We start from the raw sequence: 18,486 nt of genomic DNA on the forward strand, positions 1-18,486 counted from the left end.
CGGGAAGAACGCGACATCGTGCAGACGAACGCCCCGTTTGCCGGGACGTTTTTTAGCCCGGCGAGGTGCAGGGATGCACCGCGCATAATCTGGAAACCGTTGCAGTAATTGCTAGACTTGTATTGTTGGGTGGGGGATAGTGGCCCGTCACCTTTTGCCTGCCTGCGCCATGACCAACCATCCAGAAGACCTGCCCGCCCACACCTCCGGATACGGCACCATGTCCGGCTCCTCGGGCGACGTCGCCGACACCACGCCACCGACGCTGGTCTCTGGGCCCGCCGACGGCCACGACGCGAGCGCCGACCTGGTGTTCACCTTCAGCGAGCCAGTGAAACTGGGCAGCGGGACGCTGGTCATCTGGACCAACATGGGCACGCAGTATTCCGCCGCCGTCGCCGGCAACCCGCACCTGACAGTGTCCGGCAACACCATCGTTTTCAATCCTCCCGCGGCGCTGGAACTGAAGGCCAACCACTGTATACAGTTTACCCAAGGCGCCATCCTCGACCTGGCCGGCAATGCGCTGAGCGGATCGAACGGTGTGTTGGTGTACTTCACGACAGGCATCAGCACCACGCCGGTCAACCGGACAGGTACGGCGGGCCGCGACATCCTGCATGGCAGCGATTTCGCCGATACCCTCCTTGGTGCAGGCGGAGAGGACGATCTGTATGGCTACGGCGGCGACGACATCCTCGACGGCGGTGAAGGCAAGGGCAGCGATTGGTTCGCCAGCGACTATATCTCCGGCGGCAGCGGCAACGATACGCTGTATGGCAACGACGGCTACGACTATCTGCTCGGTGGCGACGGCAACGACAAAGTCTACGGTGGAGATGATGCCGACCGCCTGTTTGGCGGCGCGGGCGACGACTTGCTCGATGGCGGCAGCGGAAACGACGAACTGAAGGATGACGCGGGCGAGAACGTGCTGCTCGGCGGCGGCGGCGACGACTGGCTGGTGGCCAGCAGCGCCTCGACCGGCAGGCTCGATGGCGGCGAAGGCAACGACCGGCTGGCCGCCTACAGCGGCGCCGACATCAGTGGCGGCAACGGGAACGATCAACTGGTCCTAACGCTCGCTGGCGGCGCAAGCGTCTCGGCGGTCGATGCCGGCGCCGGAGACGACGCCATCGAGCTGGTGTTCAACCACCCTGCCGGCGCGCAGGTAAGCCTTACGGGGGGGATTGGCACCGATACCTATGCCCTGCGGGTGACCGCCATGGCGGCCGACGCCACCACGCGCGTGCGCATCGCGGACTTCACCGCGGGCGCCAGTGGCGACCGCATCGACCTGTTCCCCATCCTGGGGACGGGCTACAACGGCAATCCGTTCGGTAACGGACTGCTGCGCCTGGTCGCCGAGGGCGGCGCAACGCTGCTCCAGCTGCGTACGGCGGAGGGCAGCTACCAGACCCTGGTGGAACTGGCCGGCATCGCCCCTGCCAGCCTGGCGCGCGCGAATTTTACCGGCGATATCGATCCGGCCGGCTCGCAAACCGGCCTGGCCATCGGAGGCACCGACGGGTGGGACGCCCTGGCCGGCACGGTGATGAACGACACCATCGATGGCTATAGCGGCTCCGACCAGTTGCATGGCAACGGGGGCGACGACTTGCTGCGCGGCGGCGAGCACCAGGACACCCTGGTGGGCGGCACCGGCAACGACATCCTGCTGGGCGGGAACGGCGACGACTGGCTCGACGAACGCAGCGACCCCACCGGCAACGACCGCCTCGAAGGAGGCGCCGGCAACGACACCCTGCTGACCGCATCGAGCGGCACCAACCTGCTCGACGGCGGCGCCGGCGACGACATGCTGTCCGCCGGTAACGGCGCCGATACCCTGCTGGGCGGCGATGGCAACGATACCTTGACCGTGGCTGCCGCGGGCAACGGCGCGGCGCGCACCGTCAGCCTGCAGGGCGGCGCCGGCAACGACCTGCTGAAACTCGGCGCCATGTCCGGCGCGGCTGTCGTGAGCGCGCAAGGCGGCGCCGGTGCCGACACCTTTGCGGTGCTGGCACTCGGCGCCCGGGCGCGCGTGACCGATTTCAACGCGGGCGAAGGCGACCGCCTGGACCTGCGCGCCCTGCTCCCTGCCAGCCTGGAAGACAATCCTTTCGGACCGGCCGGATACCTGAAGGCCGAGCAGGTGGGCAGCGACACCCTGGTCTATATCGACAGCGACGGCGCAGCAGGAAACGCCCACCAGTTCCAGCTGGCGGTCACCCTGGCCGGCGTCTCCCCGACAGCCCTGTCGCGCGCCAGCCTGACCGGCGGCTATGACCGCTTGGGCAGCGAAGTCGGCTTCACCATCGTCGGCACCAGCAAGGACGAGACGCTGCAGGGTGAGGACATGGACGACACGATCCGCGGCAATGGCGGCGACGACACCCTGTTTGGCGGCAAAGGCAACGACCTGCTCGAAGCGGGCGACACACTCGGGTATGGGGCCCGCCTGATTGGCGGCACCGGCAACGACACGCTGCGCGGCGGGGCCGGCCGCGACGACCTCGAAGGCGAAACCGGCAACGACACGCTCGAGGGCGGTGCAGGCGAGGACCAGCTCGACGGCGGCGCTGGCGACGACCTGCTGCGCGGCGGCGATGGCAACGACTGGCTCGATGACGTATCGGGCAACAATGTGTTCGAGGGCGGCAATGGCAACGACACCATCCGCACCTCGACTTTTTACGATACCGAAGTTCTCACGCCGTTTTTCATCTCAGTCGATGGCGGCGCCGGCGACGACAAGATCCAGGCCTCGCTGGACACCGATACCGTTCTCGGTGGTACCGGCAACGACAACATCGTGGTGACAGGGTCCGGCAAGGATGTGACTGGACAACCAGCGATGCGGATCGATGCCGGCGCCGGGGACGACATCATCGGCATCGAAACCTGGAATGCAACAACACGGTCGGTCGAAGCGGCAGGCGGTGCGGGCCGCGACACTTATCTTTTCCTGCAAGGCGATCCGCGGCTGGTCCTGACGATCACCGACTTCGGAGCAGGAGCCGGTGGCGACGTGCTCGACATTTTTTCGCTGCTGGACTACGTTGATAACAGCGGCAATCCATTCGGCGCCATGAACAAGCTGCGCCTGCAGCAGCGTGGCAGCGACACCGTCCTGCAGCGCGAATCCGACACGGCAGCCGTCGCCTGGCAGGATGCCGCCATCCTGCGCAATGTCGCACTGAGCGCGCTTACCGCCGACAATTTCACCGATGGCGCGCGTCCGGACGGCTCGTCCATTGGGTACGAGCGTAGCGGCACAGCAGACTACGAAAGGATGGTTGGCGGGCGCCTCGACGATACCCTGCGCGGCGCCGGCGGCGACGACAGGCTCTACGGAGGTGCCGGCGCGGACAGCCTGTATGGCGACGCCGGCAGCGACCAGCTCGACGGGGACGCCGGCGACGACCGCCTGTTTGGCGGCGCCGACTCCGACAGCCTGGTCGACGATGAAGGCAATAACCTTCTCGATGGGGGCGATGGTAACGATACCCTCGCGACGTCGTCGTCCGCGGGCGGCCAGCTCTTGGGAGGCGCGGGTAACGACAGGCTGTATACCAGGGGCGCCGGCGGTAATCTCGTACTCGACGGCGGCATGGGCAACGACGAGATCGAGCTTGGCTACTCAAGCTCGACGATCACGGCGAACGCGGTGATTCGTGGGGGCGAGGGAAACGACCTGATCACGGCAGACCTGAGCGGCACCCAGAAGGTCGTCGCCCTTGCCGAAGGCGGCGCCGGCCAGGACACTTACCGGATACTCGGCGCGTCGCGCCAAGGTCCCCTCACCATCCTCGACTTCCAGACTGGAGAAGGTGGCGACCTCGTCGAACTTCTCAGGATGATCAATTATGTCGATGGACCGAACCCGTTCAGCGCCGGGAACGGCATGCGTATGGAACAACGCGGTGCAGACGCGGTACTGCAGGTACGGGTACTCGAAGCCGGCCAGACCGTTTACCGGGACGTGGTCGTTTTCGCCGGAATCGACAAGAGCGCCATCGGCGCCGCAAATATCGTGTGGGGCTTCAATCCGGATGGCACCAATTCGGGCCGCACGATCACCGGCACGAGTGCCGCCGATCAGCTCCTGGGCGGCTGGCTGGACGACAGCATGATGGGTGGGGACGGCGCCGATACGCTGATGGGACAGGCCGGCGACGACCACCTCATGGGTGGCGGCGGCAACGACCTGCTGCTGGGCGATACCTCGTCTCCCAATCCGCCCGGCTCCGATAGTTCGGCATTCACCGGCAATGATCACCTCGAAGGCGGCGCCGGCGACGACCAGTTAATCAGCACCCGCGGTAACGACGTCCTGCGCGGAGGCGACGGCAACGACAGCTTGCTGCTTGAATTCAGCTATTACCCGGTTACATCGCGCTACCGCGTGGAGATGCATGGCGATGCCGGTGACGACCTGCTCCGCGTCAAACCCACACTCGACACACCTTTCGATATCGAGATGGAAGGCGGCGCGGGCAAGGACACGTATTCGTTCTACTGGATGCCGACACAGGGATCCTTGACCATCACCGATTTCCAGGTCGGCGTTGGTGGAGACGTGCTCGATGCATTTGGCCTGGAAAGGCTCGTCGACATCGGGGAGACCTCTCCATTTGCCACGGGCCAATACCGCTTCGTCCAGCGCGGCGCTGACGCCGTGCTGCAGATCGACGCCGGCAGCGGCCACCTGGATTTTGTCACGCTCAAGAATGTCGACAGAACCCAGCTCGTCAGCGCCAACATGATGCATGGCCTGGATCCAACCGGTTCGACGACCGGCCTGACGTGGACCGGCACCGCCGCCGACGAGATGAAGACCGGCGAATGGCTCGATGACGTCCTGCGAGGCGGCGGCGGCAACGACACCCTGCAGGGATCGCGCGGCAACGACCTGCTCGACGGCGGCGACGGCAACGACAGCCTGTACGACTCCTACGGCAAGGACACCCTGCTGGGCGGCGCCGGCAATGACATCCTGCGCGGCTCTGGGGACGACCTCTTGCGCGGCGGGGATGGCAACGACGACCTCATGGTCTTCGCACGCGGCGCCACCCTCGACGGAGGCGACGGCGATGACCGTCTCTGGCTCCGCGGCGACGATACCGATCCGCTGACCGCGACGCTGATCGCCACCATGCTCGGCGGCGCTGGCGACGACGTCTTCGAGGTTGATTCGTACGTCGACGCCAGCATTGCCAACGCGACCGGCGGCGCCGGCCGCGACACCTTCGAGGCAGGGTCCCACTACACCGTTACCGACTTCCAGCCGGGCGTGGGTGGCGACCGGATCTCTGTCGGCATGCTGATTAACTGGAGCATCCACAATCCATTCGCCTTCAACGTCATGCGCCTGGTGCAAGATGGCGCCGACACTCGCCTGGTCTTCGACCGCGACGGGAACGATATCGGAAACTATTACGTTGCCAAGACGGTCATGACGCTGGTCGGTGTCAACGCTGCCAGCATCACCGTGGACAACATCCTGGAAAAATTCAGTCCGCAACCCGGCACACCTGTCACACCGCCGCCACCACCGCCTCCCCCGCCGCCGCCGGTCGTCACGGCCCCACCGGTCATCAGCGTCGGCGGCACCGGTAGCGAAACCCTGACAGGCGGCACCGGCAACGACCGCCTCGATGGCGGCGCCGGCAACGACGTGCTGGTCGGCGGCGCCGGCAGCGATACGCTGATCGGCGGCGCCGGCCTGGACAGCGCCCGCTACGGCGGCGCCGCCAGCAACTACACGGTGGTGCGCACGGCAGATGGGTTCAAGGTAAGCGACAAGCGCACCACGGGTGGCGACGGCAGCGACACCCTGCAAGGTGTCGAACGCATCACCTTCGCCGACGGCGCCATGGCGTTGGACATCGACGGCGTCGCCGGCCAGGCCTTCCGCATCTACCGTGCCGCCTTCGATCGCACACCGGACCTCGGCGGCATGGGCTTCTGGCTCGCCAGCATGGACAAGGGCGCCACGGTGTACGACCTGGCCGTCGGCTTCGTCGCCTCGAAGGAGTTCGCCGACCTGTACGGCGCCGCGCCCACCAATGCTGAACTGGTCACGCGCCTGTACACCAACATCCTGCACCGCGCGCCGGAAGCGGCGGGCTACGCCTACTGGCTGGATATCCTCGACAGCAAGAAGGCCGACCTGGTCGGCGTGCTGGCATTGATCAGCGAGAGCGGAGAAAACGTGGAGGGAGTGGCCGAACTGATCGCGAACGGCATCCCGTTCACGCCTTACGGCTGACAGTAAACTGGATCAGCCAGGGTAGCGTGCGCGCGTGATGGCCACCGACGCCGCTACCATCTGTTCCAGCACAGCGCTGTCGATCTCGTCGAGGCGGCGCACATACAGGCAAGCCTTGCCCATCTTGTGCCGACCAAGGGTGTCGCGAAAGGCCTGCAGCGCCGGCGCGTCACAATCGAGGTAGATGCTGATGTCGCCCTTGCGCGAGGCGAAGCCGGCCAGCGGGGCATCGCCCTCGCGGCCGCTCTCGTAGATGTAGTGGTAACTGCCGAAGCCGACGATGCCGGGGCCCCACATGACGGGCAGCGCGCCGGTCACCTGCTGCATGATGGCGGCGATCCCCTCGCAATCGCGGCGGCGCGCGTCGTCGGGAATGGCGTCCAGGTAGGCGCGTACGCTGGCATCGTTCGGGACAGTCTTGTTGCCGGCCATGGGCGGCTTACAGTTTGACGTCGAGGTGGGTTGCGACCCAGGCATGGGCATCTTCGACGCTGTCGAAATGCACGGTGGCCAGGGTGGTCTTGTCGCCGGACAGCAGGTTGGCGTACATGCGCTTCTCGTCGTTGTTCGAGCTGAGCAGGTCGGACTGCGGCGCCAGCTCGACCGTGGCCACCAGGTCGAGATTGAGCAGGACCGCCTTTTTCGGGGTGTTGTCCTTGTCGATGCGAATGAATTTGCTCATGGCCTGCTCCTTGTCAGCTGCCGGCAATGACCATCTTCTCGATCAGGATCGAGCCGGTGGACTTGTTGCCGCGGGTAAGGACATCGTTGCCGATGGCCACGATTTGCTGGAACATTTCTCGCATGTTGCCGGCGATGGTGATTTCTTCGACCGGGTATTGGATGACGCCGTTTTCGACCCAGTAGCCGGATGCGCCGCGCGAATAATCGCCGGTGACGTAGTTCACGCCCTGCCCCATCAGCTCGGTGACCAGCAGGCCGGTGCCCATCTTGCGCAGCATGCCTTCGAAGTCGTCGGCGCGCTTGGTCTGGGTCGACACCAGGTCGAGGTTGTGCGAACCGCCGGCATTACCGGTGGTCTGCATGCCGAGCTTGCGTGCCGAATACGACGACAGGAAATAACCCTGCAGCACGCCATTGTCGACGACCTTGCGGCGCACGGTTTTCACGCCTTCTTCATCGAAGGGCGCCGAGCCGACCGCGCCGATCAGGTGCGGGTCTTCGACCACGTTGATGTGGTCCGGGAAGACCTGCTTGCCGAGGGTGTCGAGCAGGAAGGTGGACTTGCGGTAGAGCGCGCCGCCCGAGACGGCTTGCACGAAGGCGCCGAGCAGGCCGGCGGCCAGCGGCGCCTCGAACAGCACCGGGCAGGTGCGGGTGTCCAGCTTGCGCGCGTTCAGGCGGGCCAATGCGCGTTCGGCGGCGTAGCGGCCGACCGCTTCGGGCTTGCCCAGGTTCTTCGGGTCGCGCGCCGAGGTGTACCAGTCGTCGCGCTGCATCTTGTTGCCCTTGCCCGCGATCGGGGCCACCGAGATGGTGTGGCGCGAGAACGGGTAGCCGCCGATGAAGCCGCGGCTGTTGGCGCCGACGAAATGCGACTGCTGCACATAGACGCTGGCGCCTTCGCTGTTGGTCACGCGCGGGTCGACCTCGAAGGCCGCGTTCTCGCAGCGCTGGGCCAGTACGACGGCTTCTTCGGTGGAGATCTTCCACGGGTAGAACAGGCGCAAATCGCGCGGTGCCATTTCCAGCAGGTCGGCGTCCGGCAGGCCGGAGCAGTCGTCTTCGGCGGTGAAGCGGGCGATGTTCCAGGCCGCTTCGACGGTGGCCTTGAGCGAGGCGGTGGAAAAATCGGAGGTATTGGCATTGCCACGGCACTGGCCAACGTAGACGGTGACGCCGATGCCCTTGTCGCGGTTTTGCTCGATCGTCTCGATTTTTCCTTTACGTACAGAAACTGATAATCCGCTTCCCTCGCTGATTTCCACCGAGGCGTCGGTAGCGCCCTGCTCTTTCGCGTACGCCAGAACGTCGCGGGCGAGCTGTTTCAGCTGGTCCTGGGTGTGGGTGAAAGCGGAGTCGTTCATATAGTGTTTTTCGTGGCGAGCCCTAAAACAGTTATCATAGCAGCCGTTTACAGTTTTCACTGATCGGCCCAGTGCCAATCGGATCAATCCGGAATTTCCCCAAACTATGCCTAATCCAAACCGCGGCTCCGTCGGCTTCCAGTCCAACGAATTCGAGCAAGAATACGAACGCCCATCGAAGTCCGAGGCCAAGCGCCACTCGAACGAGTTGCAAAAGCTTGGCGAACAGCTCGTCGACGCCGCGCGTGACCGGGTCAAGCGCATCGAGATGCCGGAAGACGTGCGCGAGGCCATCCTCACCTGCCAATCCATCACCAACCACGAAGGCCGCCGCCGCGCCCTGCAGTTCGTGGGCAAGAAGATGCGCACCCTCGATGAAGAAGAAATCGCCGTCATCCAGCGCACCATCGACAGCTGGAAAGGCGCCTCCAAGGCCGAAACGGCCTCGCTGCACGCCCTCGAGCGCCGCCGCGAGAAGCTGCTCACTGACGATGCGGCCCTGACCAAGCTGCTGGAAGAAGCGCCGGAACTGGACGTGCAGCACCTGCGCACCCTGATCCGCAACGCGCGCAAGGAGCAGGCGGAGAACAAGCCGCCGAAGGCCTACCGCGAGATCTTCCAGATCCTGAAGGACTTGAACAAGAAATCGAAGCAGGCCGAATCGGAAGAAGGCGACGAGGAAGCGGCCGATGACGAGTCCGGCGACGAGTAATCCGGCCATGGCGGATCAGGAACTGGTGATTGGACTGGTGTCGGTGTCGGACCGCGCCAGCGGCGGGGTCTACGAAGACAAGGGCATTCCGGCGCTCAGCGACTGGCTGGCTGCTGCAATCACCACGCCTTATCGGCTGGAGACCCGCTTGATCCCGGACGAACGTGCGGAGATCGAGCGCACCCTCGTCGACCTGGTCGACAATGTGCGCTGCCACCTGGTGTTGACCACCGGCGGCACCGGTCCGGCACGGCGCGACGTTACGCCAGAGGCCACGCTGGCGGTCGCCACAAAAGAGATGCCCGGCTTCGGCGAGCAGATGCGCCAGGTCAGCCTGCGCTTCGTGCCGACCGCGATCCTGTCGCGCCAGACCGCGGTGATCCGCGAAACGGCAACCCACGCGGCGCTGATCATGAACCTGCCGGGCCAGCCGAAATCGATCAAGGAAACGCTCGAAGGGCTCAAGGACGACGCCGGCAACACGGTCGTCGGCGGCATTTTTGCCGCGGTCCCTTATTGCATCGACCTGATCGGCGGGCCGTACATGGAAACCGATCCACTGGTGAGCAAGACCTTCCGCCCGAAATCGGCGCTGCGTCCTGCCACGCCATCGTAAAAAACATCTTAGGAAAAGCATGAGCCAGCTGCTGGAAAACATCGAGATCGACACCGCACCGAACCCGGAAATCGCCGTCATCTGGCTGCACGGCCTCGGCGCCGACGGTAACGACTTCGTGCCGATGGTGCAGGAGCTCGACCTGGCCGGTTTGCCTGGCATCCGCTTCGTGTTCCCGCATGCGAAGACCATGCCGGTAACGATCAACAACGGCTACGTGATGCGCTCGTGGTACGACATCGTCGCCACCGACCTGACCCGCCGCGAAGACGAAGGCGGCCTGCGCGCCTCGCAGCTGGACGTGGAAGCGCTGATCGCGCGCGAGAAGGCACGCGGCATTCCCGCTTCGCGCATCATCCTGGCCGGCTTCTCCCAGGGCTGCGCCATGACACTGCAGACCGGCATGCGCCATCCGGAGAAACTGGCGGGCATGCTCTGCCTGTCGGGTTACCTGCCACTGGCAACTGTGGCCGGCGCCGAGCGCACCGAGGAAAGCCTGGCCACGCCGATCTTCATGGCCCACGGCCGCCAGGACGGCGTGGTGCCTTTCGCCCGCGCGCAGGAGTCGGCGGAAGTACTCAAGAAGCTGGGCTACCAGGTGGAGTGGCACGAGTACATGATGCAGCACTCGCTGTGCCTGGAAGAGGTGCAGGATATCTCGAAGTGGTTCAGGAAGGTGCTGGCCTAAGCCCAGTCGAAAACCGTAGGGTGGGCGGCTCCACCCGACGGCGTGTTCATCCTGCGCCGTAACTGCCGCCCGCGCGTTCAAGCTGCCTTCGAGCAGACCGAGCGGCTATTCATGTCGTCGTTGAACGCGCGGGCGGCATCGCCCGCACAGGCTGATCACCATCCAGGGTGGAGCCGCCCACCCTACGTGTGGAGGGCCGCCTCCACCGCATCCGACAGCCTTGACACAATCTCCGACAAATCCGCCGCCGTCGCAATGAACGGCGGCGCCAGCAGCACGTGGTCGCCGCGCTGCCCGTCGATCGTCCCGCCCATCGGGTACACCATCAGCCCGCATTCCATCGCCTTGGCCTTGATCGCCGCGTGCAGCTTGCGCTCGGGGGCGAATGGCGCCTTGGTGGCGCGGTCCTGCACGAATTCCAGCGCCAGGAACAGGCCGCGGCCGCGGATGTCGCCCACGTGCTCGTGGGTCCCGAAGACGTCGCCCAGCATGCGCCGCAGGGTGGCGCCGCGGCTGCGCACCCGCCCCAGCAGATCGTCGCGCTCGATCACCTTCTGCACCTCCAGCGCCGCCGCTGCCGCCACCGGGTGACCGATATAGGTGTGCCCGTGCTGGAACACCCCGCTGCCGCCCCGCAGGCAGTCGACGATGGTCTGGTGCGCCAGCACCGCGCCGATCGGCTGGTAGCCGGCGCCCAGGCCCTTGGCGATGGCGATGATGTCCGGCGCCACGCCGTCCTGCTCGATCGCATACATGCTGCCGGTGCGGCCCATCCCGCACATCACTTCGTCGGCGATGAACAGGATGCGGTAGCGGTCGCAGATGTCGCGCACGCCCTGGAAGTAGCCGGGCGTCGGCGGGATCGCGCCGCCGGTGGCGCCAACCACCGGTTCGGCGACAAAAGCGATGATGTTGTCCGGGCCCGCCTCCAGGATCCGGGTTTCCAGTTCGTCCAGCAGGCCGGCGGTGTAGTCATCCACGCTCTGGTGCGCGGCGCGGCCGCGGTATTCGTAGCAGGCGCCTACCCGCACCGTGTCCATCAGCAGCGGCGCGAAGGCCTTGCGGCGCCACTCGTTGCCGCCCACGGCCAGCGCGCCCAGCGTGTTGCCGTGATAGCTCTGGCGCCGTGCGACGAACAGCGTGCGTTTCGGCTCGCCCGCCTCGACCCAGTACTGGCGCGCCAGCTTGAGCGCGGTCTCCATCGCCTCCGAGCCGCCCGAGACCAGGTAGACGCCGCCGATGTCCTGTGGCGCACCCTGGACCAGGCGGTCGGCCAGTTCCTCGGCCACGTCGGTGGTGAAGAAGGCGGTATGGGCATAGGCGCAGCGGTCGATCTGGCGGTGCATGGCCGCGATCACATCCGGATGACCGTGGCCGAGCGAGGAGACGGCCGCGCCGCCACTGGCATCGATATAGGTGCGGCCGACGCTGTCGTGCATGTGGATGCCGCTGGCTGCCACCGCGAGCGGCGGCACCTGGCGCAGGTTGCGGTGGAGGATATGGCTCATTGCGACTCCCATCGTAAGAAGAACGACTTTGACAATAAGCGTGCCGCGCGCCGGTTCTTTTGATTTTTACCGGACGCTATGCAATTATTTTCCAGTTACAACATTTTCGCCTTCCCATGACCGACCGACTTGGACCGATCGCACCCGGCGACATGACGCCGGCCCAGCGCGCCGCGGCGCAAGCCATCATCGACGGTCCGCGCGGGGCGGTTTATGGGCCCTTCGTGCCCTTGCTGCGCAGCCCCGAGCTGATGGAGTACGCCCAGCGCATGGGCGAATACCTGCGCTACCGCAGCGCGATCGGGGTGCGGCTGTCGGAGCTGGCGATCCTGGTCACGGCGCGGCAGTGGAACCAGCAGGTGGAATGGGCGATCCATGCCCCGATCGCGGCGCAGGTGGGCATCCCCGCCTCGGTGATCGTGGCGATCGCCGAGCGGCGCAGGCCCGACGACATGCTGGTGGACGAAGCGGTGGTGCACGACTTCTGCGTCGAGCTGCACGAGGGGAAATCGGTGTCGGACCGGGTGTATGCCGATGCGCTGGCGCTGTTCGGCGAGCAGGGCGTGGTCGACCTGATGGGGGTGAACGGGTACTACACATTCCTGGCCATGATCATGAATACGGCCAGGACGGCGGTGCCGGCATCAAGCGTGGAGGCGATGCCGGACTAGGGTTTTATGAGCTAGTGGCTGCTCATGCAAACTTGGGTTCCGGCCTTCGCCGGAACGACGTTGTTTAAGGGTTCGATGATCATAAAGATAGCGATTTTCCAACCGTTAGCTTAAAGACCGTCATTCCCGGCACTGCCGGAAATGACTCCCGGCGAAGGCCGGGATCCAAGTTAACAGCGCACCACTAACACACGCTTACTTCGGAAACGCGATTACTTCCTGCTGCTGCTCCCCGATCCCCGCAATCCCCAGGCGCAGCTTGTCGCCCTTTTTCAGGAAGCGCTGCGGCGTGCGGCCCATGCCCACGCCCGGCGGGGTGCCGGTGGTGATGATGTCGCCCGGTTCGAGCGTCATGAAGCGCGACACGTAGCTGACGATCTGCGCCACGGTAAACACCATGGTCGAGGTATTCCCGGTCTGCATGCGCTTGCCGTTGAGTTCCAGGTAGAGGTCGAGGTCCTGCACGTCGAACACTTCGTCGCGCGTCACCAGGAAGGGGCCGACCGGGCCGAAGGTATCGCAGCCCTTGCCCTTGTCCCACTGCGAGCCCATCTCGAACTGGAAGGCGCGCTCGGACACGTCGTTGACCACGCAGTAGCCGGCCACGAAATTCAACGCTTCTTCTTCGCTCACGTACTGCGCGCGCGTGCCGATCACTACGCCCAGCTCGACTTCCCAGTCGGTCTTCTTCGAGCCTTTCGGCAGCTGGATCGGGTCGTCCGGGCCGGACAGCGAGCTGGTGGCCTTGGTGAAGAACACCGGCTCCGACGGTACCGCGGAACCGGTCTCCGCCGCGTGGTCGGCATAGTTCATGCCAATGCCGATGAACTTGCCGATGCGGTTGACCGGCACGCCCAGGCGCGGGTTGCCGCGCACCAGCGGCAGCGTTTTCCAGTCGAGCTTCGCCAGCTTGCGCAAGGCCTTGTCGGACAATACCGCGCCATCGATATCGTCGATTACCTTGGACAGGTCGCGCAGGCGGCCCTCTTCGTCGAACATGCCCGGCTTTTCCTTGCCTGGGCGGCCATAGCGCACCAATCTCATTCTTGTCTTCCCGTGAGTAGTCAGGCCCACACAGGGCCGAGGCGGCGATGATACCAAGGATCGCCAGGGCGTACCGGCTTAGCGGCTGAGGAGATAGGCGCTCATGTCGAGCGCATCGCGCTCGGTCACGCCCATGTTGGGCATGGCGGTGTGCGGGTCGATCGCCTGCGGGTCGCGGATCCAGCGCACCATGTTGGCCTGGCTGGTCTCCAGCGTACCGACCAGCACCTTGCGCTTGTCCAGGTCGGACAGCGGCCGGCCCACATACACCCTGGAGCCGGGCACGCCCGGGATCATGTGGCAGGACTGGCAGGCATATTGAGTGAGCGCGATCTTGCCGCGCACCGGGTCGCCCTGCACGCCGGGGCGTTCGGGCGGCGCGCAGCCGGCCAGCACGCCTACTGTCGACAGCATCGCGACGAAACGCAGCAGCTTCATGGCGCCACCTCTTTCGCCGTCGCGGCGCGGTAGTCGTCGGCGCTCATCGCCGGCAGGGTTTTCACGAAGGCCACCACGGCCCATATGTCGTCGTCGGCCAGGTGGTATTCCCAGGCCGGCATGCCGCTCATCTTGATGCCGTGCTTGGTGACCCAGTACAGCTCGCGCGGCTGCCAGCGCTGGGTCGCATCGACCAGCGGGCCGGGGATCGGCTGCATGCTCATGCCGATGGTCGACTGCGCGACCCCGGGCCCGCCGTGGCATTGCACGCAGTTGTCGCGGTAGACCTGGGCGCCGCGCCGCAGCTGCTGTGCACCGCCGGAGGGCGGCACCTTCACGTCCTGCGCATGGTTTTGCACCGACTGCTTCATGCCTTCTTCCAGCACCGTGTACACGAAGGGGAAGTGCTGGGCGGTGGCGCCGATGTTGTACCAGCCGCCGTACAGCACGGCCAGGCCGGCCGCGCCCGCGGTGACGCCGGCCGCGAGCAGCGTAAGTACAGCGGTCCTGGCGATCAGCCGGTGGCGGTTGGAGAGCATGCGAGAGGGGCGTCCGATTGGATTAGTTAAAAAAATTACATCATTCTTTGTGTATTATAAAAGCCACTCCACAATTGTGATTTCCAAGCGTGCGCACCATCTCTTCCCACGAATTCGTCCCCCAAACCATACGCTGCGCCGGCCTGTTGCTGGCCTGCGCAGCGATGCTGGCCGGCTGCAAGGAAGAACCCGCAGCGGTCCGGGTACCCGGCGGCGACGTGCAGCAGGGACTGCGCCTGGTGACCCAGTACCAGTGCGGCGCCTGCCACACCATCCCCGGGGTGCAGGGCGCGGCCGGTGAACAGGCCCCGGCGCTCGACCACATCGGGCGCCTCAGCTATATCGCGGGCGGCATCCCCAACCAGCCTGCCAACATGGTGCAGTGGCTGCGCGTGCCGCACGCCGTCAAACCCGGCACCGAGATGCCGCCGATGGGCCTGACCGAACAGGAGGCGCGCCACATGGCGGCCTTCCTGTACACGCTCCGATAGGGTTGGCCATGAACGACAACCTGCAATCGGTACTGCATCCGGCCGGCTGGGATGCCACCATCATCAGCCATTTCGCCTGGGTGCTGTTCGGCGCCGGCGCCTTGATCTTCGTGGCCGTGATGCTGCTGCTGGCCCTGAGCCTGCGGCCCCAGGGACGGCCTGCGCGCGCGGCCTTGTGGATCGGCGGCGGGGGCATCGCCTTCCCCATCGTGGTGCTCAGCGCGCTGCTCGGGTGGAGCACCTGGCGCAGCACCCAGCTGGCGCCGCAAACTTCGCGCGATGCCTTGAGCATCTCGGTAACGGCCAAGATGTGGTGGTGGGAAGTGCGCTACCACGACCCGGTGAGCGGGCGCGAGATCGTCAGCGCCAACGAAATCCATATCCCGGTCGGGCGCCCGGTCTACCTCGGCCTGAATGCGGCCGACGTGATCCACAGCCTGTGGATACCGGCGCTGGCCGGCAAGCGCGACATGGTGCCGGGACGCGTCACCGGCCTGACCCTGCGCGCCGACAAGCCCGGCATCTACCGCGGCCAGTGCGCCGAATACTGCGGCGCCCAGCACGCGAAGATGGCGCTGCACGTGATCGCGTCGACGCCGGACGAATTCAATGCCTGGCTGGCGCGCCAGGCCCTGCCCGCGGCGCCGGCCGATAACCAGGTGCTGGAACGAGGCCGCAGTGCCTTCCTGGAGCAGCGCTGCCAGGCCTGCCATACCATCCGCGGCGTGTCCGAAGACACGCGCCTGGGACCGGACCTGACCCACGTCGGCAGCCGCACCCACATCGGCGCCGGCACCCTGCGCACCCACCGCGACAGCTTGACAAGCTGGATCGCCAACCCGCAGGCGGCCAAGCCGGGCGTCTTCATGCCTGGCTCGCAAGACCTCGACCGCGACACCCTGGACGCGCTGGCCACTTACCTCGAGCACCTGAAATGACCGACGCAGAAGTCCACGCCCCTTTGCCATCGTCCCTGCCGCGCCCGGAGGGCGAGTTCGAACGCCTGGTGGAAACCTGGCGCACGCCGACCGGCTGGCGCTTCATGACCTCGGTGAACAACACCAGCATCGGCCTGCTCTACATCGGCACGGCGCTGCTGTTTTTTGTGTTGGCCGGCATCCTCGGGCTGCTGATGCGGGCGCAATTGGCAGTACCCGACAACACCCTGCTCAGCCCCGGCACCTATAACCAGATCTTCACCATGCATGGCACGGTGATGATGTTCCTGTTCGCGATTCCGGTGGTCGAGGCGATCGCGGTCTACCTGCTGCCCAACATGCTGGGTGCGCGCGACCTGCCCTTCCCGCGCCTGTCGGCCTATGCCTACTGGGCCTACGCGTTCGGCGGCCTGGCCTTCTTCTGCACCCTGTTCTTCGGGCTGGCGCCGGATGGCGGCTGGTTCATGTACCCGCCGCTCACCGGCGAAAAATATTCGCCCGGCCTGAACGCCGACTTCTGGCTGCTGGGGATCGGCTTCATCGAGATCTCGGCCATCGCCGGCGCCATCGAACTGATCGTCGGCATCCTGTTTACGCGCGCGCCGGGCATGACGCTGCGCCGCATGCCAATCTATGCCTGGGCCATGCTGGTGGTGGGCGTGATGATCGTGTTCGCCTTCCCGGCGGTGATCGCCGGCACCGCCCTGCTGGAGCTGGAGCGCGCGTTCGACTGGCCTTTCTTCATCCAGGAGCGCGGCGGCGACCCGATCCTGTGGCAGCACCTGTTCTGGTTCTTCGGCCACCCCGAGGTCTACATCATCTTCCTGCCCGCCGCCGGCATGGTGTCGATGATGATCCCGACCATCGCCGGCACCCCGCTGGTGGGCCAGCGCGCGGTGGTGGTGGCGCTGGTGGGCGTCGGCTTCTTCAGCTTCGGGCTGTGGGCCCACCACATGTTCACCGCCGGCCTGGGCGTGCTGGAAATGAGCTTCATCTCGGCGGCCAGCATGGCGGTCGCGATCCCGACCGGCATCCAGGTCTTCGCCTGGATTGCCACCCTGTGGAACGGCCGCGTGAAGATGAGCCCACCGACGATGTTCCTGCTCGGCTTCATGTTCATCTTCGTGCTGGGCGGCCTGACCGGGGTGATGGTGGCCGTGATCCCGTTCGACTGGCAGGTGCACGACACCTATTTCATCGTGGCCCACCTGCACTATGTGCTGATCGGCGGCATGGTGTTCCCGGTGTTCGCGGCGATGTATTACTGGACCCCGCTCATCAACGGCAACCGCCTGTCGGAGACGCTGTCGCGCTGGGTGTTCTGGCTGATGTTCGGCGGCTTCAACCTGGCTTTCTTCCCGATGCACATCACCGGTTTGCAAGGCATGCCGCGCCGGGTCTATACCTATGATGCGAACCTCGGCTGGAACCTGCTGAACATGCTCTCCACGATCGGCGCCTTCATATTCGCCTCTGGCGTCGTGCTGTTCTTCGTCGACCTGGTGCGCACCCTGCGCCGGCCCGAGAAGGAAGTCGGCAACCCGTGGAACGCGCCGACGCTCGAATGGCTCACCTCCGAATCCTACGGCAACCGCAGCATCCCGCGCGTCACCTCCGTCAACCCGCTGTGGGAGCAGCCGACCCTGTCCGAAGAAGTCGACCGCGGCCAGCACTACCTGCCGAATACCGCCACCGGCCTGCGCGAGACCATCGCCACCAGCCCGGTCAACGCCGAACCGCGCTACCTGATGATACTGCCGGGCGACAGCTGGCTGCCGGTGATCGCGGCGCTCGGCACGGCGGGCTTCTTCCTGCTGCTGACCGTGAAGATGATCCTGCTGGCCTGGATCTTCGGCTTCATGGCGGTGGCCGGCACCCTGGGCTGGTTGTGGCAGTCCGACCGCAAGCCGAGCATCGACGAGGCCCGCGTGTCCGACGACCTCGTTCTACCCGTGAATGCCAGGGGCACGGCTTCGCAGTCGTGGTGGGGCACGATGATCATGCTGATCGTCGACGCCAGCATCTTCGCCTCCTTCGGTTTTACTTATATCCACGTGTCGATGCGGCTGCAGGTCTGCCCGCCGCCGGGCGCCGCCCTGCCCGCCCTGCCTTGGCAGTTCGCATCGGGCGGCCTGCTGCTGGCCAGTTCCGCCCTGATGCTGCTCGCCGTGCGCGGGCTCGGCAAGCGCCGCCTGCCATGGCTGGTGCTGGCGGCGCTGGGCTGCGCGGCGGCCTCCTTCATGCTCGACCTGCGCGGCCACCAGTTCGCGGGCCTGGAGCCGACCGCCAGCGCCTGGGGTGCGGCGATCGCCACGCTGCTGGGCTACCAGGGCCTGCACATCGTACTGCTGGCGATCGCCGGGCCCTACCTGTGCCTGCGCGCCTGGCGCGGCCACCTGGGTGAGCGCAGCCGCGCGACGCTCGACAACGTCGCCCTCATCTGGCACTACACGACGCTGCAGGGCATCGCCGGCATGGTGCTGGTGCATATCCTGCCGCTGCTGATGGAGTAACGC

The 18,486-nt window shown here is 65.8% G+C and carries 15 protein-coding genes; 8 read left to right on the forward strand and 7 right to left on the reverse strand.

The features are described from left to right. Window positions 1–169 precede the first annotated feature (169 nt). The gene (locus tag HGB41_RS09095; protein WP_171083353.1) at window positions 170–6,277 is read left to right on the forward strand and encodes a type I secretion C-terminal target domain-containing protein; all 6,108 of its coding nucleotides are present in this window, start codon (window positions 170–172) and stop codon (window positions 6,275–6,277) included. 12 nt (window positions 6,278–6,289) lie between these two features. Here HGB41_RS09095 and HGB41_RS09100 read toward each other — a convergent pair whose 3' ends face one another. The 3 genes from HGB41_RS09100 to pmbA are packed head-to-tail and all read right to left on the reverse strand — an operon-like array spanning window position 6,290 to window position 8,325. Beyond that, complete coding sequence (locus HGB41_RS09100; protein ID WP_171083355.1) at window positions 6,290–6,709, reverse strand: DUF1801 domain-containing protein; 420 nt, start codon at window positions 6,707–6,709, stop codon at window positions 6,290–6,292. 7 nt (window positions 6,710–6,716) lie between these two features. Then, window positions 6,717–6,959, reverse strand: a complete 243-nt coding sequence (locus HGB41_RS09105) for a hypothetical protein (RefSeq protein WP_171083357.1) — start codon at window positions 6,957–6,959, stop codon at window positions 6,717–6,719. A 13-nt stretch (window positions 6,960–6,972) separates the two neighbouring features. Continuing rightward, window positions 6,973–8,325 (reverse strand): metalloprotease PmbA, encoded by a 1,353-nt coding sequence (gene pmbA, locus HGB41_RS09110; RefSeq protein ID WP_171083360.1) that lies wholly within the window; start codon window positions 8,323–8,325, stop codon window positions 6,973–6,975. A 106-nt stretch (window positions 8,326–8,431) separates the two neighbouring features. Between pmbA and yjgA the strand changes: the two genes are divergently transcribed. Genes yjgA through HGB41_RS09125 form a run of 3 tightly spaced genes read left to right on the forward strand, consistent with a single transcriptional unit; the run spans window position 8,432 to window position 10,341 of the window. Beyond that, window positions 8,432–9,037, forward strand: coding sequence for a ribosome biogenesis factor YjgA (gene yjgA, locus HGB41_RS09115; RefSeq protein ID WP_171083362.1), 606 nt, complete (start codon window positions 8,432–8,434; stop codon window positions 9,035–9,037). Then, on the forward strand, window positions 9,015–9,653 hold the full coding sequence (gene mog, locus HGB41_RS09120; RefSeq protein ID WP_171083364.1) for a molybdopterin adenylyltransferase: 639 nt from the start codon (window positions 9,015–9,017) through the stop codon (window positions 9,651–9,653). The genes yjgA and mog overlap by 23 nt, the downstream gene beginning before the upstream one ends. Before the next feature lie 19 nt (window positions 9,654–9,672). Continuing rightward, window positions 9,673–10,341, forward strand: coding sequence for an alpha/beta hydrolase (locus HGB41_RS09125; protein WP_171083366.1), 669 nt, complete (start codon window positions 9,673–9,675; stop codon window positions 10,339–10,341). Between the two features lie 182 nt (window positions 10,342–10,523). On the opposite strand, the gene HGB41_RS09130 is transcribed toward HGB41_RS09125, so the two are convergent. Further along, the gene (locus HGB41_RS09130; protein ID WP_171083368.1) at window positions 10,524–11,849 is read right to left on the reverse strand and encodes an aspartate aminotransferase family protein; all 1,326 of its coding nucleotides are present in this window, start codon (window positions 11,847–11,849) and stop codon (window positions 10,524–10,526) included. 116 nt (window positions 11,850–11,965) lie between these two features. On the opposite strand from HGB41_RS09130, the gene HGB41_RS09135 reads away from it, so the two are divergent. After that, window positions 11,966–12,520 (forward strand): carboxymuconolactone decarboxylase family protein, encoded by a 555-nt coding sequence (locus tag HGB41_RS09135; protein ID WP_171083370.1) that lies wholly within the window; start codon window positions 11,966–11,968, stop codon window positions 12,518–12,520. A gap of 195 nt (window positions 12,521–12,715) precedes the next feature. Here HGB41_RS09135 and HGB41_RS09140 read toward each other — a convergent pair whose 3' ends face one another. From HGB41_RS09140 to HGB41_RS23460, 3 genes are all read right to left on the reverse strand, one after another. Beyond that, on the reverse strand, window positions 12,716–13,564 hold the full coding sequence (locus HGB41_RS09140; RefSeq protein ID WP_171083371.1) for a fumarylacetoacetate hydrolase family protein: 849 nt from the start codon (window positions 13,562–13,564) through the stop codon (window positions 12,716–12,718). A gap of 78 nt (window positions 13,565–13,642) precedes the next feature. After that, window positions 13,643–14,002, reverse strand: coding sequence for a c-type cytochrome (locus HGB41_RS23455; RefSeq protein ID WP_229422921.1), 360 nt, complete (start codon window positions 14,000–14,002; stop codon window positions 13,643–13,645). Beyond that, the gene (locus HGB41_RS23460; RefSeq protein ID WP_229422923.1) at window positions 13,999–14,541 is read right to left on the reverse strand and encodes a c-type cytochrome; all 543 of its coding nucleotides are present in this window, start codon (window positions 14,539–14,541) and stop codon (window positions 13,999–14,001) included. The genes HGB41_RS23455 and HGB41_RS23460 overlap by 4 nt, the downstream gene beginning before the upstream one ends. 89 nt (window positions 14,542–14,630) lie before the next feature. On the opposite strand from HGB41_RS23460, the gene HGB41_RS09150 reads away from it, so the two are divergent. The 3 genes from HGB41_RS09150 to ctaD are packed head-to-tail and all read left to right on the forward strand — an operon-like array spanning window position 14,631 to window position 18,483. Next, window positions 14,631–15,032 carry a c-type cytochrome gene (locus HGB41_RS09150; protein ID WP_371868491.1) on the forward strand — a complete coding sequence of 134 codons (402 nt, stop codon included), beginning with the start codon at window positions 14,631–14,633 and terminating at the stop codon, window positions 15,030–15,032. Window positions 15,033–15,040: 8 nt separating this feature from the next. Further along, window positions 15,041–15,970: a cytochrome c oxidase subunit II gene (locus HGB41_RS09155; RefSeq protein WP_171083374.1), complete on the forward strand. Its 930-nt coding sequence runs from the start codon at window positions 15,041–15,043 to the stop codon at window positions 15,968–15,970. Beyond that, on the forward strand, window positions 15,967–18,483 hold the full coding sequence (gene ctaD, locus HGB41_RS09160) for a cytochrome c oxidase subunit I (RefSeq protein ID WP_171083376.1): 2,517 nt from the start codon (window positions 15,967–15,969) through the stop codon (window positions 18,481–18,483). The genes HGB41_RS09155 and ctaD overlap by 4 nt, the downstream gene beginning before the upstream one ends. Window positions 18,484–18,486 lie beyond the last annotated feature (3 nt).

The sequence above is a fragment of the Telluria aromaticivorans genome (assembly GCF_013003915.1).
GTDB classification, from domain to species: Bacteria; Pseudomonadota; Gammaproteobacteria; order Burkholderiales; family Burkholderiaceae_D; genus Telluria; species Telluria aromaticivorans.